Consider the following 23292-nt stretch of genomic DNA (forward strand, 5'->3'; position numbering starts at 1 on the left):
ATTTTAATTTAACTTGCTAGTTAATTTCTGCTTCATGTACTCACTTGGAAGTGCTTGTGCGGTCTCCAAAAAAACAACAATAAAAATGCAGCTTGATTCGACCCGGAAAGCTGATCGAATGAAGCTGCGTTGAAATAACGAAAAAATATGGAGAAATTTAACCTTTATGATAATCAATGGCTTTTTGGTAATCCTCTGGCGTATCGACATCCATAATTACTCCCGGGTCATCTACATTAAGGTATTCCTTTTCGAAACCTTCTAGAACAACACGTAAATTACTTTCTGAATTGGTTTCGATAATTTTTTGTTTCACTTCGCTTGATAATTTGATAGGGTGACCACCTTTATAATGAAAGCTTGGAATAACTACATTCCCTTTGTGTTTTGAAATTAGCTGAACGGTTTCTTTTTTTACAAGCGGACAATCTCCAGGTGTTATAAAAAAGGCTGGAGCCATTATTTCTTTGCTGCCCCTTTGAATGGAAGTAAACATTCCCTTGTTAAAGTTCTCATTATAAACAACCTTTATCTGAAATGAAAAGGCATTTTTTTGGCAGATTTTTGCCATTTCCTCTTGAATGAGCTCTATTTTAAACCCAGCTACGACAATGACCCTGCTGCATAATTCTTCAAATTTAGAAATCGTTTGCTCCAACACGCTCATTTGCCCCAGCGGCAAAGTCATTTTAAATGCATTCGCTCGGCTTGAATATCCAGCAGCTAAGACGATGGCTTCCATTTTTTATCCCCCTCTATCTATCGTTTCATCTTATTTATCTATACTAACAATTTATTTGTAATTATAACTATTATATAAAAAGTATTCATTGACAGTTCTTTAACTCAATTAATTCTTGTTACACATAACTCATTTCCTGTTTTTGAGATAACTTCATTATTGTTGAACTTCTACAATCTGTTCGTTTTCTAACATATTTTCCTGTTCTTTGTTTAATTCTATTCCTAAAACAGTTCGGAGTTGAACAGGCAACGTTTCCTCTACAGAATCGTAAAATACAATAATTTCCTGCATACATGCTTCTCCATAATAGTTCAAGAAAATTTCTAAGTCAGTCCGATATTCTTCAATATCAGTCCATTCCTTTTTCAATAGTTGATCCGATTGTAGTCTTGACAAAATATTGGTGTAAACAGCACTCTTGGATTGTATTTTCTTTATTTCTTTCTGCATTTGTTTATTTATGCTTTCAATTTCTTGCACCGTTTCCATTTCAGCTCCGCCAAATTTTTTAATAGTTGGTGTTAAGAAAAGTGCCAAATCAACAAAAATAAAAATACCAGCCAAATACAAATACCTTTGCCAATTCGTTGTTTGAAATCCGCTCTCACTAAATAAAACGACAATCCCAATAATAAGAAAAAAATATCAAGTTCGTCTTAAGTTTTGTTTATAATCTCTAAAAAGAACTGGTTCTGCCCAACTCACATAAAGAACAATTCCAGTAACAAATAGCAAAAGAAACCATTTATTCAATTCAATAAAACTATGTAAATGTATACCAAATAGGTTCCAAATAGCACTTAATACAATACATACTATGATAATAAAGATCAAATGCTTAATAGTTTTGCTCGCATATCCTTTCTCTCCTGTTCTTCCGTCTTCACACTGGTCCCTCCTTTCAATAGTTTATTAGTTTTAAAAAAAGTTTTTTTAAATTTTATTTTTGCAATACCCTTCCAATTATACAAAATTTTCCGTCTAATGTATTAATAAGGAGGGAATTGCTTGTTTTCCGATTAAGAATTTACTCTTATTTACATTAATAAAGCAGGAATTAGCTCTCGCCATCTTCCTTCAAATGGTCCTCACTTTTTTCAGAGTGACAAAGTAGAGCTTAATATAAAAAACATCCAACAAAAAAATTGCTAAATGTAAAAAAGGTTTCTCTAGCCTTCCTTTAAAAATTTCGATTCTATGCATAAAACAACTAATAAGCACATATCCATTTTGAGTAACAAATTTATTTTATTGTTCTTTATTAAGAATGGAGAGATGAAAGATGGCGAATCAGCTTCAGCCGGGACATGAACTTCTGGCAAACCAACAAATTACCGCAAACAATGGGCGAACCTTTCTCATCATGCAGGAAGATGGAAATTTCGTGCTTTATGAAGTACATAAGGGCAAAAACATCCCTGTTTGGGCGTCTAACACTAACGGCAGCGGTGCCGTGAAAGCAGTCATGCAGGGTGATGGCAACCTTGTCGTCTACAAGGCTAATGGCCAAGCGGTCTGGGCATCTGGCACCGATGGGAACGGCGGAGCATACCTCACCCTTCAGGACGATGGGAACTTGGTGATCTACACCAGCCAAGGAAACGCCCTCTGGGATTCGGGAACATGGCGCCATAATCGAAAGCTTGGTTTCAACCCGGCGGTTCACGGATTTTTGTTTCAAAACAAATTTGTCAACAGTATAGCTAATATCCCGGGATATGGAGAAGTGGAAACAGAGGGAAGATGCGGAGGAATGGCTTTTGCTGCTCTCGATTACTTCCTCAAGGGCATTCCAGTTCCAAAATACACCGGGAACCTGTTCAACACGGAGGTACCCCCTGATGGACACTGGCTTGCGGATTACCTATACAATCGACTGATGGACAGCTTCCTTGTTCCTTCCTCCATCAAGTATATTCATTGGACGACGGCATCCGATCATTCTACTGTTTTTGGAGGAAAGGGAGTCAGCCGCTGGACGAAGGAGGAGGAGTTTCCAAAGCTTAGGTCGCGCATAGACGCTGGTAAGCCTGTTGTCCTCGGGATGGTCGATGCCACCAATCTTACGCAAGTCGGATCAGAGAATCACCAGGTTCTAGCCTATGGGTATGAGTGGCATTCGAAGGCTAATATTATGAAAGTATTCGTGTACGATAACAACACAGTTGGAAGAGAAGTCGTCTTATCTTCTGAACCAGGCAACCCGCACTTTGACGCTACGAATACCGACCCATGGAGAGGCTTTTTCGTTGTCGACTACACGCAGAAGAATCCGCCTGTGTTCACGACCAAGCCACCGGCGGCCAATGCTGCGGTCCGATACGGTCAGACCATTAAGGTCAGTCATCTCATGACAGGGCTGACTCTTCATTCACATGCACTTAACTATGGCCATGCAGGCAGCTCAGGTCAACAACAGGTCACCTGCTTCAGGGGAGCCGATGACAATGACCTTTGGAGAATCAAGGGGCCGCATGGTACGGATGCAAACTTTAAGATCAATGAAATAGTCAAGCATGGTGATGTGATCCGGCTCGAGCACGTGCTCACAAAACGTAACCTGCACAGCCACTCAGGACACCCTTCCCCTGTCACTGGTCAGCAGGAGGTGACCTGCTTTGGTTCTGGAGGCCAGGGAGATAACAATGATAACTGGCGGGTTGAGTTCGAAGGCGGCGGTCTGTGGACAGCTCAGCGACGAGTGAGACTTGTCCACCAGAACACGAACCATACGCTCCACTCCCACCTCGAGCACAGCCATGCCCAATGGACTGCAGGCCAACAGGAGGTAACCGGATTCGGTGGCCGTGACGATAATGACTGGTGGTGGCTCTTAGAAATTCGCTGAGTAGGAACTGGTTTCAAGTCTTTGTACATTGAGCACAAGCTGCAACGATATTTACATCTATATCTATTGGTTAAGTAGCTATCAGAGTGGAAATTAAGCAAATTCTCTTCCTAATGTGAAGTGACTCCCAATAGGTAGACATGGTTATTTTATCAGGAAGATTAGTTGGGTATGAGTCCGATCTTGTAGTAGACTCATACCTTTTCATTTTGCTTTAGTAGAAAATATAACGGTAACTCTTTTTCCCTTACTGATCTAATATCGGAACATTTTCATAAATTCAAGCGAGATTTGGGAATATACCGTTTCATTTTATTGATTTCATGATCGTATTCAAACCTAGATGCTTTCGTCCACTTGTTTTATCTCTTTTTTAGTGGTTAAATCGTTTTCTTTACTCAGCAACGTATGACTCATATACCGTTTCTGCTTACCATTTCCAAGGAGGATTTCCGACTTCGGCTGTTTTTAACTTTCCTCTTTTTTCAAAATCCTTATAATGGACGATCTCAGAGAGAATCTTACATTCATCTGCTTTTTCAAACTCTACTCTTGCTTCATCCTTATTATCATACTCAAACATTTTTATGCTGTCTTGTAAAATAAGGGTTAAAATCCACACATCAATTCCTCCCAGGATAGTAAGATTATGAAAGAATCTTTAAAAACGAACCCATCTCAAAATATATTAGCTGTTTCATGTATAATCTTGCTGTATGTATCAAGTTTAAAAACAGATTCTAACTTTCCTCTCTTTCTAGATTCTCTGTTTGTTAACTCTCTGGGATCACGAAAAACTTCCTCCAATGAAATTCCTTTTCCATTGCGTTATCATCTTTCATCCTAACCTTATTGGCGACTATTGAAACTATTCAATAAACAGATTAAAAACGATTGTGATCAGCCAGCCTACAGCATGAGTACCCGATAAATATGTACCAATAGAAAGGAAAATCTCCATCATGATTCCTCCTCGTATCTTTAAATTTGGATTTTAAATGAATCCAAAATACCTGTTCATAAAGCGGCTAGAATGCTTGTTTCTAAATGCTGATCCATAAAACACTGGGCAATAAGTGAACCCTGCAGTAATTAAAGCGTTTTCAATTCCTTGTGTTTAGCGGTTGTCAGCTCCTTTCCTTCTAAATCAATGTCATTATAACAAGTGATTCTTAAAAATATGTCGAACCTTCGGACATTCACTTATTTGTAAATAGACTGTTATCTTCCGTTAATAAACCGCTATAAAAAACTAATATTTGTCTTATAGATGGAATCCTGCTGTCCTATATTAACTAAAGAATTAGCAAAACACCTTTTCATATAAAAATTAAAAATTGTACAAAAGATATTTATTTACTAATTTTGTTTCATCAGAATGTATGGTACATGTTAATTGCCATCAACAACCCTTGTTTGATTTGAATGATGGTGCGAATTTCTGAATCGCTTGCGGTAAAGTCTTCATATACATTTTTCATATAGTGTAGGAGTATGGTTTGGACAAATCGTATCGTAAAAGATGATTAGTCTTCCTATTTATTTCCTTAAAGGGTATCTATATTTATCCGAATACAACATATATTATGGTGAATAAAAAAGCTTTGGATTTAATAGAATCCAAAGCTTTTTTGATTGCGACTAAGAAGTTTTTGTTAACTTATTTTATATATAATATTCCCCTCTACATGAGGTTAATCGACATTATCTTAACAGGAAATGTATAGAAATATAATGCTAAAAAATAAAAGTCTACCTCATTTTTAAAATGTACCCTATAGAGTAGACACGTAGAAAAAGTCTACCTATAGGGTACTTTTTTGTATAATTAAAATACAACTAAAGAGAAGCAATAGGGGACTGGAGAAAATAATGAGTAAAAAGACTTTTACAGATAAAGAGATCATACAATTGTCAGCTAATAAATACGTTAAATCTGTTAGTTCTAAAGGAATTACTTATACTGATGAATTTAAACGTATTTTCATTGATGAAAATGAAAAGGGAAAGTTACCTAGGGATATATTTGAGGAATGTGGATTTGACATAGATATTATTGGGATGAAACGTGTTCAATCATCGGGCAAAAGGTGGAGGGCTGCCTATCGAGAAAGTGGAGTTTCCGTGTTACGTGATACTAGAAGTGAAAACTTAGGTAGACCTAGAGAAAAAGAACTTACATTAGAAGAGAAGAATGCTCGATTAGAAGCACAAATCAATTTACTAAAGGCTGAAAATGAACTATTAAAAAAGATTCGTTTTGCAGAAAGGGGGATGAAGAAGTAGTACTTCCCCCTTGCCAAAAGTACATTCTTATTCGTTCAGTGATTAAAAAATATCAACTAAAAAATATGGTTAGCTACCTGTGTGAACTGGCTGGTATTTCACGAAGTGGTTATTATAATTACTTCTCAGAGAAGTCTCAAGAACAAAGAAGGCAAAGAGATAAAAAGGAAGAAGAAGTGAAGGAGATAATCTTAAAAGCATTCAAATATAAGAATCGTAAGAAAGGGGCACGCCAAATTAAAATGACCTTGGCGGGTCAATTTAATGTTGTCCACAATTTAAAGCGTATCCGACGAATCATGAAGAAGTACGGTATTATTTGCCCTATTAGAAAGGCAAACCCTTATAGACGAATGATGAAAGCAACACACGAACACCGTGTTTTTCCTAACTTATTAAATCGACAATTTAAGCAGAATGTACCTGGAAAAGTCCTTCTTACAGATATTACTTATTTATTTTATGGAAAAGGTCAAAAGGCTTATTTATCAACGATTAAGGATGCTTCTACCAATGAAATCATAGCTTATAATGTTTCAGATCGATTGACGATTGCCTTGGCTACAGACACCCTTTTAAAGTTAATGAAAAATAGAAACTTTAAGAAAGCTAAAGATGCCTTAATACACTCGGATCAAGGGGTTCACTATGCTCACCCTGACTTCCAAAGGTTAGTTGAAAAATTAGGATTACGCCAATCCATGTCAAGAAGAGGAAACTGTTGGGATAATGCCCCTCAAGAATCATTTTTTGGTCATTTTAAGGATGAGGCATACATAAAACCTTGTACAACCTTGGATGAATTAAAACTCGAAATACTATAGATAACAATGGAATTTAAATAAGATGACCCCTGTTCAATACAGAGATCATCTTCTTAAAACTGCCTAGGCTTTTTTAAAAATGTCCTTTACAAAGGGTACACTTTATAGTACAGGAGCTTTTTTGCTTGATATGATGAATCAACATTCTATATCGATCTTTAATTGTTTTGATCTTGAAAAATGAACAAGATATCAATATGCTTGTTGAGATCTTGCTCATATTAGTTATAATGATACTGGTGCTTGGGGTCGAAACGATAATTTTTAAATTTAGGCTCTTTAGATCGTGGTAAATTCACGCCATTCCCCTGGTAAAAGTCCTTGATACTTCTTAGTAAGATAACGATCATCAACTAATACAATCACTCCTGTATCTGTCTCAGACCTGATTAAACGCCCTCCTGCCTGCAGCACCTTGTTCATACCAGGGAAGGTATAGGCGTAATCATAGCCGTTTTTTCCTGTTGATTGAAAATAATCTTTGATAATATTTCGTTCTAGACAAAGTTTCGGTAAACCAACTCCGACAACAATGACACCATTCAGCCTATTCCCTTTTAAGTCAACCCCTTCAGAGAAAATACCGCCTAATACCGCGAAGCCAATCAATGTTTCCGTACTATCTTCTTTAAACTCATGTAAAAATTGCTCCCGTTCCTTCTCGTCTAACCTGTTCGTTTGAATAATGGTGCAGATTTCAGGATTGCTTTCGGTAAAGTTTTCATATACACGTTTCATATAGTGATAGGAAGGAAGGAAAATCAGATAGTTTCCGCTTCGTTCTCGCAAAAGCTTTGAGAGCATCTCAATAATCTGCTTTTTCGTATGTTCTCTGTCATGGTACCTGGTCGATAAGGGTTTAAGGAAGACCTCTGTTTGTTCTTTTGCAAAAGGTGAAGGAATCGCAATGGTATAATCCTCTGACGTACCTCCCAGCATATCCAAAAAATATGGAAGCGGTAATAGTGTAGCAGAAAAATAGACAGTTGTTCGAAACTTTTTCTGGATTTGCTGCAAAAGATGAGAAGGATCCAAACAAAACATTTTGAGATGAACCTCATTTTTCTCCATTTCCACATAGGTCACATACCGTTCATCATAAAGCTTTGAGATTCGAACAAATCCTGTAGCGGCAAAATAGGCATCTAATAACAGGGTTTGGTCGACTGATTTTGTTGGCTGCAATAATTCGACCTCAGCGTTACTTACAAATTCTTCAAGCATGTTGATGAGATCGGTATCTATTTCCTTCCACACAAGATACCCTTTTTCGGAGCACTTTTTCTTTATATCAATGAAATATTTATTTAGTTTATGAACAGAATCATACAATTCGGTCCCATTATATTCACGTTTTAAAGTAAGAAAATTTGACTTTTGTAGATCAGCTGAAAACATCTCTCGAGCTCGGTCAACGAGATTATGAGCTTCATCGATTAATAAGGCAGACTGTCTTTTATGTTCATCAAAAAAACGCTTTAATGACACTTTTGGGTCAAAAATATAGTTGTAATCACAAATAATCGCATCTGCCACAAAGGCTAAGTCTAAGGAAAATTCAAATGGACAAAACGTATTCTTTCTCGCATATTCCTCAATGGTCTGCCGATTAATAAAGGTTTCATGAGAGAAAATATCTAAAACAGCTTCATTGATTCGATCGTAATAGCCATTCGCAAACTCGCAATACTCCTTCTGACAAAGAGTTTCTTCTTTAAAACATACTTTATCCTTTGCTGTAATGGTAACTGCGCTCATACACAACCCTTTATTTTTCAGTTGTGAAAAAGCTTCTTCGGCGGTTTGTCTTGTGATAGTTTTTGCCGTTAAATAAAACATTCGTTCGAGCTTCCCTTCTCCAATCGCCTTCACGGTTGGGAAGATTGTAGAAATAGTTTTTCCAATCCCGGTAGGTGCATTTGCAAAAATATTTTTTTCCTCTGAGATCGTTTTATAAATGGCACCTGCGAGCTTACGTTGCCCCTCCCGATATGTATCAAAAGGAAATGGTAGGTTTTTAATGCTATCATCTCTTCTTATTCGATGGGTTTGCATAAGAGAGGCATAAGGAACATATTGCTTCACTAGCTCGTTGACAAACTGTTCGAGCTTTTGAAACGTAAAATGTTTTTGAAAAGTCTTTTGTTCTTCTGTCACAGCATGTATGTATGTTAATTGAACACTCATTTCTTTCTGTTCATGATCTTTTGCATACATATAGGCATACACTTTCGCCTGCGCCCAGTGTACAGGGTATGTCTCCTCCTCGATTCCGCTCAAGTCTTTTGAGGTTGACTTAATTTCATCAATTAGGATTTCATCATCTCGAAAAAGCAGCCCATCACATCGACCTTCAATCAAGAACTTCATCTTTTCATATTCAATTTCCGTTTTTAAAAAAACTTCTTTTTGATCTGTTTCTTGATAGGTACTTTGTATGGCCTTATGGGCTTTTGTCCCCTCGGTAAGGGTGGTAGAAGTTCGAAAACGATTATCAATACTTCCACTTCGAAACACATATTCAACTAATGTACGTACAGAGAGCTTTATTTCGGGCAGCATGTCATCACCTAATAGTTAAAATCGATTAGTTCTATCGTACATGGTAATACAGAAATTGACAAAGATAAAGTTGACTTATTAGCAAAATGATAGATTATTAAAAATTGGGGTCTGACGATTGCTCTTTAAAAGCATCCTCAGACAAAAAAATAGAAAAACTTTTCTTAAGCTCTGGATTTTCTTGTTAGCACAATTTAGTAATAGTTTTACAAAAAGGTCAATATTATTTAACGTTTTTCTAAACAATTTTCCTGCATCTAGCCTTAAATAACAATCCTATATTATTTCTTGAAAAATCATCTCAAATTGATATTTGTTTAATATCAATTTGAGATATATAATCATTTCAAGAAGTTACATAAAACGCTTACAACATGACAATATAAGTTGCTTCTGAATATGAAGGAGGAAATAACATGAGCCAATTAGTGAGAGAATCCAAAATGAAGGCTTTATTAGCCAAACAAAAATTCAATGAAAAAGAAATCGCAGAAATGTCAGATTCCCAAATTGAATATTATCACTGGCTCTATTTTGTAGATTCTGTTTACGATTATATGTAAAACTAAAAAAATAATATAATATATAATGCAAAGCTTTTGTACCTAGTACAAAGGCTTTTTTAGTACATTTCTTCACAATGCTAGCAGATAAAAATGATCGTATTGAACATAAATCCCCTCCTGGAATCAAAATCTCATTTATTTTGGAATAGTATAAATTTCCAATACCATTTATAATAAAATCAGACATCTAGAATGGAAAATCGCTAAAAAATATTGGTATTAATTAAGGAGGTAAATGAAATGCAAGTAACAGTAGGAACAACAGTTCAAGCACCAGTAGAAAAGGTGTGGAGGTATTGGACAGATCCAGATCATATTACAAAATGGAACAATGCATCAGATGATTGGCATACACCATTTGCTGAGAATGATCTAAGAGAAGGCGGGAAATTCGTTTCAAGAATGGAAGCCAAAGATGGCAGTGTTGGTTTCGATTTTGGCGGAATTTATGATGAAGTAAAATTACATGAGGTTATTGCTTATACCATGGATGATGGAAGAAAAGTTAAAATCAGTTTTAAAGGTCAAGAAAACAAAACCGAAGTCATTGAAACGTTTGATGCTGAAACTGAACACCCGATTGAGTTTCAACAACAAGGATGGCAGGCGATTTTAAATAATTTCAAAAAATACGCAGAGCAAACAAACAAATAAAAAACTGCTCGACTTATCATTTTTAGAAGTCTCCAAAATCAAATAAATGAGTGGCGTATCTGTGGGTATGAATATTTAATCACCTCAGATACCGCCATTTTTTATTTTTATTTTATCTAACTAGACTTACAAGATCATAAAAGATTGGCTTCATGTATTTAATTTTTACTATCACTAACTACCATAATAGGTTTGTCAAAAACAAAAACTGTCATCGCAGTATCAATTTCAATATTGATATCTGTAAAGATACTCACAATTTTTGCATCCATCATTTCCTTAAGTTTATTCTTCAAGGAAGGATCTTTATAGATATTTTCACTAATTCGGTCCGTGCTTTATGAACCATCACCTAAACATTTAATTCAGGGCTAGGTTTATCAAAACCGCTTGAATTAATAGAGTGGTTGTTGGCTCCGACAAGGTGGAAATCCATTTACATCCTGAATCATATTAAAATCGTATTGCTTTAAAGCAAATTGCGTCTGATATAAATACTCAATGACAAGAAGTTTTCCAGCAGATGTACCACATAAAACTCCAGAAGTCCCTTGACCATTAATTAATGAGATGCCTGTTGGTTGACCAATTAAATACATAATTTTTTGCTGCCACGGCATATTTATCACTCCTTGCGATCCATTTTATGCCTATTTTGATTTATAGTGTTTGTTTAGTCTCAATTTTAAAATTATAGAGGAGCTTAAGAAGCAATAAAATCAATGGCACACTAAAACACAAGGAAAGTTTGTCAGGTATCTTTATGGTTTTTCCCCTTTTATTATACCAAGCCTCAAAATTTAATGTCACTTGAGCAGTTCACAATGAGAGTTTAACTCAAAGGAGGAACTATTTTTCCAGATTACTTATTTTAATTCTTTCTGGAATAGTATAAATATTTAAAGATTGATTACGGAGAAAACCTACTGTTGTGATCCTGAGTTCTTCTGCCAGCTGTAGCGCCAATTCCGTTGGAGCTGATTTTGAAAGAATGACCTCACATCCGATTTTTGCTACTTTTAATAAAATTTCTGAAGAGATGCGGCCGCTAAAAACAATTATTTTATCTCCTATCGTAATGTTATTTCTTAAGCAATATCCGTATATTTTATCCAAGGCATTATGCCGCCCTATATCCATCCGACTTAAAATTAATCCATTGCTATCACAAAGTGCTGCGTTATGAACTCCTCCTGTTTCCTGAAAAGTTGTGGCGAAATTTTGCAGATCTTTCATTAGACGAAAGCACTGATCTAGAGAAAGAGTCACTCGAATTTCACTCATTTTTTTTGCGGTAAATGCATCGTTAACAAAGACAAAGCCTTGTCTGCTCATTCCACAACATGACGTGATATAGCGTTTGTTTTGGAAATTTAGAAAATAGGGGTTTAGTTTATCTGTTTCTACATATGCATAACCTTCTTTTTCTCGAACCCATATCTCTTTTACATCTTCATAACACCTTATTATCCCTTCAGATGCTAAATAACCTATAACCATATCTTTAATATGCTTCGGTGTACAGACCATTGTCACAAATTCTTGTCCATTTATTTTTACTGTAACGGGAAACTCTGTCACAATATTATCTTCTGTTATTTCAATAATCCCATTTGTACATCTAGGGGTAGCGTCAGGAAAATGCGGATTTACAACGTTAAGGAAATCAAAATATAAAAAGTCTAATTTCTCGGTGTTATAAGTGAAAAATTAGGCTTTAGTTACTTCATTAAAGCGCCTGATTGTTGAAGACTAAAGTTTATATTCACCAAGAAAATTGATGTGCTCTTATCCTAACAAATTTTATTTAGGACTTATATGTATGCCTTCACTCTCTCGCCAATCTGCGTAGAGTATACTCTTTACATTATTATATCCATTGATAGTTAATTTGTTATCTAACCACTGTTGATCAAATCCGAGTTCTTGTAAATTATCCGATAAAATTTCCCCATCTATAATTAACGATGTTGGGAGGTCTACTGGACTTTCTGGAAGATTAAGATCTTGCTTTTCTGGTTTTTGATACTTGGATTTTAATAATATACTTATTTGCCCATTAGCTTCCAATATACCGTATTTGACTTCACGAACTGAAAAAACATTATTTTGTCGAAGTATACTCAAAACTTGATTTACATCCAATTTGTTCTTTTTAAGTAACTTTCGATCCATGACACCATCCCGAATGATGATGTTAGGATCGCCTAATAAGAGAGAACGTGTTGATTTATTTTTTAGAGTTATAAACTCTATTCCCAACATAAGAACCGTCCACAATCCGATAGCATATAAAAAATGAAAAATCCTTACCCTATCTTCATAAATGGTATTTCCTAAAAAATCACCAAGTACTAAAACAAAAACTAAGTGAAACGGAGTTAACTGATAGATGGATGTTCTGCCTGTTATGATAATGATAAAAAATAAGGTAACAAAACCTACGATAACTTTGATCGTCAGTAAACCAATATTAACTTCTTCCAAAGTTTTTTCCTCCAAATAAAATTTTAATTAGTTGTAAGATCTTTAAGTTTAGATAAAGAAAGTAGTTTTAGTATTAAACCTCGAGTTACAATTCCAACGATGATGTAGTATATGAATGAATAACTGTATCCCACTCAAAATAATAAACAAGTTTGATCCACTCGCAAAAAGGTTCACCAATAAAGGCGTATGTTAGTGCCATAATGATTTGGGCGATTATAAAAAATTTCCATGTTCTATTGATATAACAACATGTAAGCTACAGGTACCATTGAAAAATCAAAAGGAAAGGCCCTAGGAATAATAGGAAGGAATGCAATGGGATAATCCCAAAACCTATATTGTAAGCCAACTACATCTAATAAGGTTGTTGTTATCATAATTATGGTTCCAAAACGACTAATATCCACCATTCCCAAATTAAAAACTCATTCTTTAGCCAACTATTTAATTCTAAAAGGTACAGTTTATCTTCTAAAAAACGTATTTCATTAAAATTTCCAAATATATTATCTATTGATATCACCCCTATATTTAAATTAAAAGGTAACAGATATTTTTGAATTCATACTTTTTAAGCTACCTTTTTAGTATTACCTTTTTTAGTAATGAATTTCTATTGTAAATAAGAAAAAACCCGTGTTAGAAGTACTTCTAGCACGGGTTTTCGATTTTTTCAATAAATCAAAAACATTTTAAAGCAACAAAATTTTTAAAATCTAGATTTAAGATAGAACAATAAAAATTCAACTTATAATAATGGAGAAAGCAGGCGAGCACCCTGTTCAACAATGCGATCGGTCAGGGATCGTTGCAGCAAGTCTTCAATTCTTAATTGTACAGAATCAGTAAGATCCCGTTCGAACTGCTCTGTGAGTTCCCTCGCCACATCAGCACTGTACAAGACTTGACACACCTCATAATTCAGGCGAAAACTTCTCATATCATAGTTTGCTGAGCCTACTTCTGCAATTTCCTCATCGATGATCAACACCTTCGCATGTATCATTCCTTTGTCGTACTGGTAGATTTCGACTCCAGCCTCTATAAGTTCTCCATAATAAGTGCGGCTTGCAATGTCAACGATTTTTTGATTATTGTGGAGAGGAACAAGCAATCTTATGCGCACACCACGTGCTACTGCTGTCTTTAATGCCATGATAATATCTGTTTCTGGTACAAAATAGGGTGTTGTTATATCAATAGTCTTAGTCGCCTGTGTTATACATATAAAGTAAGTTTGACGTATAACTGGGGTGGGAATTCCAGGGTTTCCTTCCAACGTATGGATATACGCTTTTTGAAATGTCCTTGTTTTTGGCGATATGTTTATCTCATTATAATCTAGGGTGCTCAACTCTGATCCCAATTCGGCTGACCACCTGACATGATCTTCTCTGCCGATTGGATTGATTACATCAGACTTTGTTTTCCGATTTGTTTTTGATTTTATCCTTTCCGGCACAGCCATATTCCAATGAACCTCAAAAACAGTCTGCAAATCGACCAATGCATCTCCTATGATTTGCAAATGGGTATCCCGCCAGAAGCCAACGTCAGGCTTCAATCCTGTATATTCATATCCTACGTTCATGCATCCAGTAAAAGCTATTTTTCCGTCGATTGTGACAATTCTACAATGATCTCGATAATTCCAATACGACAAGATCCAGGGAAACCGTAAAGGAAATATTGTCCTGCATTCTATCCCTGCTTCAACCATCTGTCGGATTTTTTTACGTGGGAATTTATAACTCCCCAAGCCATCTCTCATAAAACGAACCTGCACTCCATTTAATGCTTTTTTGATTAGCAGTTCTGTGATACGATTACCTATTTGGTCATTCCGATAGATGTAATATTCCAGATCAATGGTTTTTTGGGCTTTTTTCAGGGATTCAAGGAGTTGTTCATATTTTGCTATTCCATTGTTAAACACTTGGACTTGGCCCATTCGAAGCCCATTCACAGTTAAATTCCGTAAAGCATCGGCAATTACCGATGCTGAATCACCGAATGTCTTAGGTAATTTGTTAGATGCATTTTTAGAAGAGGTCAATCTTTTTCGATGAATAAACTTAGGGTTTGATATGCTAAGATAAAGCAATAAACCAATGACTGGCAATAGAAAGACGATTATTATCCAATTCAATGCCTTGGCAGGCCTACGTACTTCCCAAATTGCTATGAATAACATAAATAGTGCATTAAATAGATATAGACCAAAAATCCACTCCAACTGAAATCCCTCCCTTATTTTTCTCTTAACATGTACAAACTGTGTAGGGAGTATACGTTTGGAATACGAAGGAAATGTTTAGATATACATTACAGGCTAACCTTTGGGGTGAACGATTATAAGTTGGGAAAATTTTAATGGACTTTCAAATTTATGCACGTGACTGGCTTGTTCCTCATGAAGAGGAGGAGTAAGCAGAAACTTTCAGTATGCAGGAAGCAATTAGGCGTGCCATCCAATAAACCTATTCATCAAAATTTGAACTTAAAGAAACACCGCAACTACTAGTAAGATACTGTATATAATGAAATCTAAGTTTGTAAAACCTGCAATTCCCTTTCCGTCCAAACAAAAATATGTTTAATCAATCCAAGTATGACAAAAATTAAAATATTCTCTCAAAGGAATGTAACGCTAATCAAAAAAAAGCAATTGCGAGATTTACTATTATTACCTCTAAGAAATTAACATGCAATTATTCTCATAAATATCCTAGATAGTAAATAATTTCTTCTTGCACAATTTTTAGGAGGGATGATGTCATTTTTGGTAAAATTATTTACAAAATTAAAGAACAAATCAATCTTTTTGTAAAATTAGGGCATAATATTATAAGAAAATAATAATTACTAACATGGAGTGTTATTAGTGAAAAAATTTGATAGTAGTGATCATACTATTTTCAATTATGAAGAAATTGTTAAAAAACTAAACAATTCTCCGGACTTAAAATTGAGAGAGTTGAATTCGAAAGATAATATACTTCAAATTATTTTTCTAAATAATTTAGTTGAAACAGAATATTTAAATACTCATATAATTGAGTATTTAACTCAATTGCCTAGTCAACAAATTCATTTTCAATATATTAGAGAGAATATACCGATTGGGGAAGTAAAGGTAGCAAAAGAGATAAATGAAGTTACTTCTTTATTAATCAAAGGATATGCATATCTCTTTTTTTCTTCTGAGCAAAAGGGAATTCTTGTTAATATTGCAGAGACAACAGAACGGGCATTAGAAAAAGCTGAAACAGAATCGTTAGTATATGGTCCAAAATTATCCTTTACTGAATCACTGTCCACCAATATCAAAATTGTTAGACGCAATATTAACGATCATAACTTATGTACAGAAGAGGTTGTTGTGGGGAATCGCGTGAAACAGAAAGTGAGAATCGTCTATATTAGAGATATTGCTAATTCGGAAGATGTCGAAACCATTAGACAACGTCTAAATGAAATAGAAATAGATGATATCATGGATAGTTCTGTATTAGCTCAAATTATGGATGATAATTCTTATTCTTTTTTTCCACAATATGTAATGACCGAACTTCCAGATCGATTTGTGTATTCCATAACAAAAGGTAGGATTGGGATTTTGGTAGATAGAAGCCCAATTTCTATTATTTGTCCATCAACATTTTTTAGTTTTTTTGAATCGACAGAAGATATATATTTACGTTGGTTCTTAAGTTCAGCTTTAAGACTATTACGTATATTTGCAATGATTTCTTCCATCTTTTTTTCAGCGTTTTATGTAGCTGCTGTAACATATCATTATGAACTTATTCCTTCTTCTTTACTCATCAATATAGGTCAATCTCGAGCTAAAGTTCCTTTTCCCCCTTTACTTGAAACTTTAATATTAGAAATTATGATTGAACTACTACGAGAAGCAGGGGCTAGATTACCTTCCAAAGTTGGACAAACGATGGGGATTGTGGGAGGAATAGTACTAGGCCAAGCTGTCGTACAGGCAGGATTAACTAGCAATATTTTAATTATTATCGTCTCTTTAAGTGCATTAGGTTCTTTTGCATCCCCTAGTTATGAAATGGGAACAGCTTTACGAATTCTTAGATTTCCAATGATTTTGTTAGCAGGGGCATGGGGGTTCAATGGAATAATGATTGGAGTATGTATATTACTCATTCATTTACTTAAACTAACTTCGTTAGGGAGACCGTTTCTCTCCCCTCTCTATCCTCTTCGGATTGAAGACTTAAAATATGCATTTTTTCGTTTGCCACAGCACTTTTATAGAAACAGAGCAACTTCAAATAGACCAATTGATAAGCAGCGGCTATCTTGGAAGACAAGTAATAAAGAAGATTTAGATGACATTTAGGAAGTGTTCAGATGAAAAAGGTTTCATTGATCAATGCTTACATGGTTTTTTTTATTATTCATACCGCCCAAATTGGTGTTGGTATTATAGGTGTACCAAGAATTATCTTTTTAGAATCAAAACAAGATGCTTGGATTGTTGTTTTATTCGCAGGTATTATAATCAATTTATTGATTTGGGTAATGTTTCAAATTTTATCCCGTTTTGAAAATAAAGACTTATATCAAATTCATTGTACTGTATTTGGTGAAAAAATAGGGAAACTCTTTAACTTTGTTCTAACAATATACTTCATTATTGCTTATTATTCTATTATGAACAGCTATATCGAAATGGCTCTTAGCTGGGGATATGAAGGTATATATGAATGGGTAGGCTCTTTTATATTGATTTTTATTTCAGTATATGCAGTAATGGGAGGATTTAGAGTTATTGTAGGTATATGTTTTTTAACATTTTTATTAACTATTTGGCTTGTGTTTGTAATATATCAACCATTAGATCATGTTCAATGGATTCGAATTTCCCCAGTTTTTAACTCTAATCTAACAGAATTAAGTAGAGGGGTTTTTAGATCAACCTATACGATGTTGGGGTTCGAAACGCTTTTTTTCATCTACCCCTTTATAAAAGAGAAAAATAAAGTCCATTTTTTTGCTCAACTAGCAGTCGTATTCACTACTTGTTTGGTATGTATGGTAACATTACTTTCAGTTATTTATTTTAGTCCCGCTCAACTTGAGAAAACAATTTGGCCCTCTCTAACAATGCTTAGCATTGTTAAATTTCCTTTCGTCGAAAGATTTGAATATATTGCTATATCCTTTTGGATATTAGTTATTCTGCCAAATCTTTCTCTCTTCTTATGGATTGCTACTAGAGGACTAAAAGATGTTTTTCGCATTAAACAGAAATATGCTGTCTGGATCATTAGTGTGATTCTATGGATTTTAAGTTTTGTTGTTACCGAAAGAGTTGAAAATAATACTTTTATTGATGTAGTCGCATTAACAGGATTTTACTTGTGGTTCTGTTATCCATTATTTTTATATATTGTAACTTTTTTCAAAAAAAAGAACGGTTAGAAAAAGGATGATGTCATGCGTTTACTTATCTTGATATTAAGTTGCTTTATCCTTACGAGTTGTGTATTACCTGAAAGAATATTAGAAAAGCAAGGAGTTTCAACAGCGATAGGTTTTGACTTAATTGAAAATAATCAAATTAAAGGAACAATATCGTTACTACAATTTGATCCGAATATGGAAAGTTCTAGCCAAATTATTTCAACTGTAAACGGTTCTAGTAAAAATATACGCCAATCACTCGAGAATAAGACCAGTCATGATATTAGTTCTGGGCAACTTCGTTCTATCATTTTTAATGAAGAGTTAGCAAGAGAAAAAGGGATTATGTCTCTTCTAGATACGTTTCAAAGAGATAGCAATATCGGTTCTCTTTTATATTTAATAATTAGTAAACCGTCATCTGAGTCTATAATTACTAGCAAAAATCAAGAAGATCTTACAGATATAGGTACTTACTTGTATCGCCTCATTGAAAAACATTTAAAACGAGAAAAACTTACACAATGTACTTTACATGATTTTTTGTCCCTGTATTATGAAGTTGGAATTGATCCAACTTTACCTGTAGTGACTGCTAGATCAAAAACCTCCCCTTATATTAAAGAGGTCGCAGTGTTCAAAAAGGATAAAATGGTAGGGTCAATTTCTAATGACGAAAGTATATATCTTAAAATGATCCATAACCCTAAGCGCATAATCGGATTGCAACAAATTAATATCCCTAAGAGTCATTTAGAGAAAAATTATATTTCAACTGAAGAAATGAAGGATGATTATTTAAAAATAATGGTTCAACCTATAGGTGCAAATGGTAAAGTTACATTCTCTTCGATAGAAAAAAATGAATTTAACGTAAATCTTTCAGGATCTATGATCATATATGAAATGTCTGAAGACCTTTCTTTAAACAATAAAAATGTAAAATTCTTAGAAAAAGAAATATCAAATTACATGGAAAATGAACTAGATAATTTAATGAAAAAATTAAAAACAATGCAAGCAGACCCTGTAGGTTTTGGGAGAGTTTTGAAAAGTAAAAGAATGTACTCCGAACTTACAGATGAAGAGTGGTATGACAAATATCCTCAAATAAATATTAATACAAAAGTATCTTTTCAAATAAAAAGAACTGGAACAAATGATAAATAATCATGTTTCTGAAACAAAATACGATTCAAATATTATAACTGTATGTTTGAGGGTGGTTGGGACTTGAACTCATATTTCTTGTAACCAGGATTGTCAAAAGCAATGGAGTTCCAAATATCACATTAATGAACGTTTTATCAAAAGCGTGAGGAAATACCATCCTCACGCCATACCAAAAACCAAAACAAAGCCTAACAAAAATAAAATAGTTGATCGCCGGTATCAACTCAATTGCAAAAGGCAAAGAGGGATTGTCAAATAAAGTGTGTAAGTCCTAATTTACTCCAGGTATTTTAGGACTCGATCTTTGAGGTCTTCGTGGACTAAAAGCGGTTCATAACCATTGACCAGTTTTTAACAAACCCGCCCTCTCATTTATTTTCCAATTTTTGGATGTGTAAATAAAGGAGTTTAAACAGGGCATTTTCATTTGGAAATGCTCCTTTTTTCGTCACCTTACGAAAGCTGGAGTGGATACTCTCTACGGCATTTGTGGTATACATGACTTTGCGTATGGTACTTCCATAGTCAAAAAGTTGTTCCACATGGTTGAAGTTTCGGACCCAACATCTACAGCTCCTGGATAAGTAGACCACTGCGTTTGAAATGCCTCAAAGGCACTATGGCAAGCCTTAAGGCTTGGGGCACCATATACTTTTCTTGAGAGCAGCTGTAAATGGCTTATATTCTTTGCTTGGAAACATATTTTATAGAGTTGCGAATCAAATGAACCACACATCGCTGTACAATAATATCAGGAAAAATCGCACGAGCACCTTCTTCTAGGCCACTGATTCCATCCATAGATAAGAAAAATACATCCTCTACACCTCGGGATTTGATCTCATCAAAGATTTGCATCCATTTATGCTTACTTTCTGTTTCATTCCATCCTTACAATTGACATAATTTCTACATTCTTGCAAGCGCTTACTTCTTCGAGTTCAGCTTGGTCTCTTTTTTCAATTCCAACCAGAAGCCTTATCGTTAATTCGTAAATATATGTTTTATCAATCAAACCATTTTGCAAAAAATATTGATAAAAATCCTCTACAGCAAATTCAATTTCAATGCAATCTTCTGCAGATCGAATGAATTCATATAACTCTTTTTCCTTAGTAAGTGGATAGTTGCTTAATTCTTGATAATTACTCAATTCACTATACGCCTGTGTGAACATTTGAAATGAACCGATCACACCTAGCACAAGGTTGAAAAACATAACAGGAGATAGCATTGGCAGCGTAATATGAAAAAATTTCTTAATGTTCCCTGCGCCGTCAACAGATGCTGATTCGTACAAATCCTGAGGGATCTGTTTCAAACCAGCCAAGAAAATGACCATCGTGGATCCGAATTGCCATGTGGTCAAAAGAATCAGAGTCCCTAATGATGTTTCAGGGTTTGCAATCCAACCTACTCCTTCGATACCGAACCAACTTAAAACATGATTCACATACCCATCGGAGCCAAACATATTTCTCCATAAGACGGCAACGGCAACACTTGTACCAATCAAAGATGGAAAATAGATGGCTGTTCGGTACAAGCTCATCCCTTTCAAATTCTTATTAAGCAGCATCGCTACCATTAAGGAGAAAAACAGTTTCAAAGGTACTGAAATGATAACGAAGGCAAAAGTAACTGTAAGAGATTTATAAAACAAATCATCGTTAAAGAAAATATTTGAGTAGTTTTGTCCCCCTACCCAAACTGGATCATCGAGCAATGAGTACTCCGTAAAGGATAAATAAATTGATTGTGCCATCGGCCATAACGTAAGGAGCAAAAAACCAATCAACCATGGTGATATAAAAATATAGCCTGCTAAATTTGTTTCATTCGTTCTTCTTTTTGTCCTTTGCATTACCCTTGACCACAGTGTCGGCTTGCTTGTGTTTATCTCTAAGTTAGCCTCTCCATTTTGTAAAGAGACGTTTGACATTTGCACCGAGGCTTTTGTATTAAGTTTCTTCATCCAGCTTGCTCCATCTCCTTTCAGATTTTAATTTCTCCTTATAGAAAATCATAATAAAAGCGCTTACAATAGCACATGTGAAAATATTAAGAAATTGTTTGTTTTTTTAGAATGTTTAAACTTTTAGAATTCAATAAAAAAAGAGCCAAAGATTCTTAAAAAATTTTTGGCTCTACTAAAAGTAGATTAAACTAGTAAATGACTTGTTTAAGTATTTGCTTTTCTAAACAAGAATTAATCTTTTATTCAATATTTACTAAAAAGCTTTCGCTTAGAAGGAAAAAAACTAGCAGTTTCCAAGTGCCCAAGTTAATAGGAATACATTATGCATCCTAACGTAGCTGCTGAATTAGTCATATGGCCAACAGATTGAATTGGCACCACTGATGAGACGATGATGCCCGCCATATGTTTCACTCCTTTAATACTGCCCAAAGCCTGAAATTCTCCAGGAACTCTCCCAGTCGATAGCCTTTACTCGCCAGATTGGTCTTTTTTTGCATGAAAAATCTATTCTAAATGAATCAACTTGTATGACTTCATATGATCAATGAATGTTTTTTCGGCTTTTTCCGTATCCCCTGTTTTTAATACGTCTATTAAAGCAAGATGCCCCTCCACCAGTTTATCAGTAGAGCGGTGCTTATTGGATATGGCCATAAACCTCATTACTTTAGTTTTCATATTATCCCATAATTCTAATACTGCATGGTTATTGCACCGTTCATAAAAAAAACCGTGAAATTCCATATCGTGCTCTACCATTTTAAACACATCATTTCGTTGAATAGCCTGGTCCATGAGTTGAATAATGTCCTTTAAATGGTCAAAATCGCTCTCTTTCAGATGTGGCATTGATTCTCTGACGGCAAACCCCTCGATCATTTCGCGTAAAACAAAAATATCTTTTACTTCCTTGGAGGTAATATTTGAGACAACAGAGCCTTTGTTTTGTTTTCCGATAATTAGTCCTTCCTGTTTTAGACGTTCTAACGCCTCTCTTACAGGAGCTTGACTGACTTGAAACCTTTTTGCAATTTCTAAAACAGGAAGCCGGGTTCCTGGAGGAAGCTGAATTTCAAGAATCTCCTTTTTTATTGTCATATAAACTAGTTCACTTATCGAATTGTAATGAATCGGTTGTTGGTTGTTAGACATTATTCTCACATCTCCATTTATTATCGATTATCGTTAATAAGCACATATATCTATTGTAGTTATCTTTTTTTTATTTGTATACAATTTACCTGGTCTATCTTAATTAAAGAAATGCAATTATGTTGATTCTTTTCCTCTTCAAAATAAAAAATAGTAGATCATAGAATAATCTCAATAATATTTATTAGATTTCTAGTTCGAGTGGTATAGCAGAACGGACATCTCTACTTATTTCCCTAGAGTTTACAAGTGTTTTACTATGCTTGGGATCACTAGTTATTCATACTCACTACTTCTCCAGCTTATTTTCTCCAAATCATACAAAAAACACTGCCGAATTGATAGATGAATTTATTATTGAATTGTTTGTTTTTTGAATATTATTGTTGTTTGGAAAAACCTAGTGTGAAAAAATTATGAATTTTAAAACAACTTCTTAAAATACTCGCATCGACAAAAAGGTGAATCTCCTTAAAAATTAGACATAAGACATGGCAGTAGCAAAAATGTCACCGCATCATGCTATAAGCAATTGGGTGCGAAAAAAGATAAAACAAGAGGAAGAGGTGCTTTTG

At 34.7% G+C, this 23292-nt stretch carries 18 protein-coding genes and 3 pseudogenes; 7 read left to right on the forward strand and 14 right to left on the reverse strand.

Annotated features, from left to right (window positions below):
* Nucleotides 1–157: 157 nt before the first annotated feature.
* Nucleotides 158–742, reverse strand: coding sequence for a nucleotidyltransferase family protein (locus tag ACSVDH_RS15355; RefSeq protein WP_439253653.1), 585 nt, complete (start codon nt 740–742; stop codon nt 158–160).
* 156 nt (nt 743–898) lie between these two features.
* A complete protein-coding gene (locus ACSVDH_RS15360; RefSeq protein ID WP_439253685.1) occupies nt 899–1378 on the reverse strand; it encodes a type II toxin-antitoxin system SpoIISA family toxin in 480 nt (159 codons plus the stop codon).
* Nucleotides 1379–2027: 649 nt separating this feature from the next.
* On the opposite strand from ACSVDH_RS15360, the gene ACSVDH_RS15365 reads away from it, so the two are divergent.
* Nucleotides 2028–3593 (forward strand): MIR domain-containing protein, encoded by a 1566-nt coding sequence (locus tag ACSVDH_RS15365; protein ID WP_439253652.1) that lies wholly within the window; start codon nt 2028–2030, stop codon nt 3591–3593.
* 430 nt (nt 3594–4023) lie between these two features.
* On the opposite strand, the gene ACSVDH_RS15370 is transcribed toward ACSVDH_RS15365, so the two are convergent.
* Nucleotides 4024–4215, reverse strand: a complete 192-nt coding sequence (locus tag ACSVDH_RS15370) for a hypothetical protein (protein WP_439253651.1) — start codon at nt 4213–4215, stop codon at nt 4024–4026.
* A gap of 1250 nt (nt 4216–5465) precedes the next feature.
* Between ACSVDH_RS15370 and ACSVDH_RS15375 the strand changes: the two are divergent.
* Nucleotides 5466–6770: pseudogene (locus ACSVDH_RS15375) on the forward strand (IS3 family transposase).
* Nucleotides 6771–6982: 212 nt separating this feature from the next.
* Here the strand turns inward: ACSVDH_RS15375 and ACSVDH_RS15380 are convergent.
* Complete coding sequence (locus tag ACSVDH_RS15380; RefSeq protein ID WP_439251138.1) at nt 6983–9265, reverse strand: ATP-dependent DNA helicase; 2283 nt, start codon at nt 9263–9265, stop codon at nt 6983–6985.
* A 416-nt stretch (nt 9266–9681) separates the two neighbouring features.
* Here ACSVDH_RS15380 and ACSVDH_RS15385 point away from each other — a divergent pair, with 416 nt between their 5' ends.
* Together ACSVDH_RS15385 and ACSVDH_RS15390 are read left to right on the forward strand one after the other, a co-directional pair.
* Nucleotides 9682–9828, forward strand: coding sequence for a BH0509 family protein (locus ACSVDH_RS15385; protein ID WP_299095206.1), 147 nt, complete (start codon nt 9682–9684; stop codon nt 9826–9828).
* A 243-nt stretch (nt 9829–10071) separates the two neighbouring features.
* Nucleotides 10072–10485 (forward strand): SRPBCC family protein, encoded by a 414-nt coding sequence (locus tag ACSVDH_RS15390; RefSeq protein WP_439251139.1) that lies wholly within the window; start codon nt 10072–10074, stop codon nt 10483–10485.
* Nucleotides 10486–10643: 158 nt separating this feature from the next.
* Here ACSVDH_RS15390 and ACSVDH_RS15395 read toward each other — a convergent pair whose 3' ends face one another.
* The 6 genes from ACSVDH_RS15395 to ACSVDH_RS15420 form a co-directional block, all read right to left on the reverse strand.
* Nucleotides 10644–10760, reverse strand: coding sequence for a Na-translocating system protein MpsC family protein (locus tag ACSVDH_RS15395; RefSeq protein ID WP_439251540.1), 117 nt, complete (start codon nt 10758–10760; stop codon nt 10644–10646).
* 120 nt (nt 10761–10880) lie between these two features.
* Nucleotides 10881–11105, reverse strand: a complete 225-nt coding sequence (locus ACSVDH_RS15400) for a hypothetical protein (RefSeq protein ID WP_439251140.1) — start codon at nt 11103–11105, stop codon at nt 10881–10883.
* A 229-nt stretch (nt 11106–11334) separates the two neighbouring features.
* The gene (gene fdhD, locus ACSVDH_RS15405) at nt 11335–12093 is read right to left on the reverse strand and encodes a formate dehydrogenase accessory sulfurtransferase FdhD (RefSeq protein WP_439251541.1); all 759 of its coding nucleotides are present in this window, start codon (nt 12091–12093) and stop codon (nt 11335–11337) included.
* A 195-nt stretch (nt 12094–12288) separates the two neighbouring features.
* A complete protein-coding gene (locus tag ACSVDH_RS15410; RefSeq protein ID WP_439251141.1) occupies nt 12289–12972 on the reverse strand; it encodes a DUF421 domain-containing protein in 684 nt (227 codons plus the stop codon).
* Nucleotides 12973–13208: 236 nt separating this feature from the next.
* On the reverse strand, nt 13209–13385 hold the full coding sequence (locus ACSVDH_RS15415) for a CBO0543 family protein (protein ID WP_439251542.1): 177 nt from the start codon (nt 13383–13385) through the stop codon (nt 13209–13211).
* 338 nt (nt 13386–13723) lie between these two features.
* The gene (locus ACSVDH_RS15420) at nt 13724–15211 is read right to left on the reverse strand and encodes a phospholipase D-like domain-containing protein (protein ID WP_439251142.1); all 1488 of its coding nucleotides are present in this window, start codon (nt 15209–15211) and stop codon (nt 13724–13726) included.
* A 648-nt stretch (nt 15212–15859) separates the two neighbouring features.
* Here ACSVDH_RS15420 and ACSVDH_RS15425 point away from each other — a divergent pair.
* From ACSVDH_RS15425 to ACSVDH_RS15435, 3 genes are read left to right on the forward strand one after another with little or no spacing between them, the layout of a single operon-like run.
* The gene (locus tag ACSVDH_RS15425) at nt 15860–17344 is read left to right on the forward strand and encodes a spore germination protein (protein WP_439251143.1); all 1485 of its coding nucleotides are present in this window, start codon (nt 15860–15862) and stop codon (nt 17342–17344) included.
* An 11-nt stretch (nt 17345–17355) separates the two neighbouring features.
* Nucleotides 17356–18429: a GerAB/ArcD/ProY family transporter gene (locus ACSVDH_RS15430; protein ID WP_439251144.1), complete on the forward strand. Its 1074-nt coding sequence runs from the start codon at nt 17356–17358 to the stop codon at nt 18427–18429.
* A gap of 15 nt (nt 18430–18444) precedes the next feature.
* Nucleotides 18445–19581: a Ger(x)C family spore germination protein gene (locus ACSVDH_RS15435; RefSeq protein ID WP_439251146.1), complete on the forward strand. Its 1137-nt coding sequence runs from the start codon at nt 18445–18447 to the stop codon at nt 19579–19581.
* A gap of 76 nt (nt 19582–19657) precedes the next feature.
* Here ACSVDH_RS15435 and ACSVDH_RS15440 read toward each other — a convergent pair.
* The 4 genes and pseudogenes from ACSVDH_RS15440 to ACSVDH_RS15455 all read right to left on the reverse strand — a co-directional run.
* Nucleotides 19658–19837: pseudogene (locus tag ACSVDH_RS15440) on the reverse strand (conjugal transfer protein); the annotation flags it as partial.
* A 23-nt stretch (nt 19838–19860) separates the two neighbouring features.
* Nucleotides 19861–20469, reverse strand: a pseudogene (locus ACSVDH_RS15445) (IS256 family transposase); the annotation flags it as partial.
* Complete coding sequence (locus ACSVDH_RS15450) at nt 20465–21448, reverse strand: carbohydrate ABC transporter permease (RefSeq protein WP_439251543.1); 984 nt, start codon at nt 21446–21448, stop codon at nt 20465–20467. The pseudogene ACSVDH_RS15445 and the gene ACSVDH_RS15450, both read right to left, overlap by 5 nt.
* 621 nt (nt 21449–22069) lie before the next feature.
* Entirely contained in the window at nt 22070–22717 is a 648-nt protein-coding gene (locus ACSVDH_RS15455; RefSeq protein ID WP_439251148.1) for a GntR family transcriptional regulator, read from the reverse strand.
* Nucleotides 22718–23292 lie beyond the last annotated feature (575 nt).

Origin of the sequence: Metabacillus sp. Hm71, assembly GCF_051842955.2 — a bacterium.
Classification (GTDB): Bacteria; Bacillota; Bacilli; order Bacillales; family Bacillaceae; genus Metabacillus.

Coding starts and splice junctions, on each gene's coding strand:
- ACSVDH_RS15400 (WP_439251140.1), bottom strand. CDS start 11,105: ATGCCGTGGCAGCAAAAAATTATGTATTTAATTGGTCAACCAACAGGC.
- ACSVDH_RS15390 (WP_439251139.1), top strand. CDS start 10,072: ATGCAAGTAACAGTAGGAACAACAGTTCAAGCACCAGTAGAAAAGGTG.
- ACSVDH_RS15450 (WP_439251543.1), bottom strand. CDS start 21,448: ATGCAAAGGACAAAAAGAAGAACGAATGAAACAAATTTAGCAGGCTAT.
- ACSVDH_RS15385 (WP_299095206.1), top strand. CDS start 9,682: ATGAGCCAATTAGTGAGAGAATCCAAAATGAAGGCTTTATTAGCCAAA.
- ACSVDH_RS15435 (WP_439251146.1), top strand. CDS start 18,445: ATGCGTTTACTTATCTTGATATTAAGTTGCTTTATCCTTACGAGTTGT.
- ACSVDH_RS15365 (WP_439253652.1), top strand. CDS start 2,028: ATGGCGAATCAGCTTCAGCCGGGACATGAACTTCTGGCAAACCAACAA.
- ACSVDH_RS15415 (WP_439251542.1), bottom strand. CDS start 13,385: ATGGTGGATATTAGTCGTTTTGGAACCATAATTATGATAACAACAACC.
- ACSVDH_RS15395 (WP_439251540.1), bottom strand. CDS start 10,760: ATGATGGATGCAAAAATTGTGAGTATCTTTACAGATATCAATATTGAA.
- ACSVDH_RS15380 (WP_439251138.1), bottom strand. CDS start 9,265: ATGCTGCCCGAAATAAAGCTCTCTGTACGTACATTAGTTGAATATGTG.
- ACSVDH_RS15455 (WP_439251148.1), bottom strand. CDS start 22,717: ATGTCTAACAACCAACAACCGATTCATTACAATTCGATAAGTGAACTA.
- ACSVDH_RS15430 (WP_439251144.1), top strand. CDS start 17,356: ATGAAAAAGGTTTCATTGATCAATGCTTACATGGTTTTTTTTATTATT.
- ACSVDH_RS15355 (WP_439253653.1), bottom strand. CDS start 742: ATGGAAGCCATCGTCTTAGCTGCTGGATATTCAAGCCGAGCGAATGCA.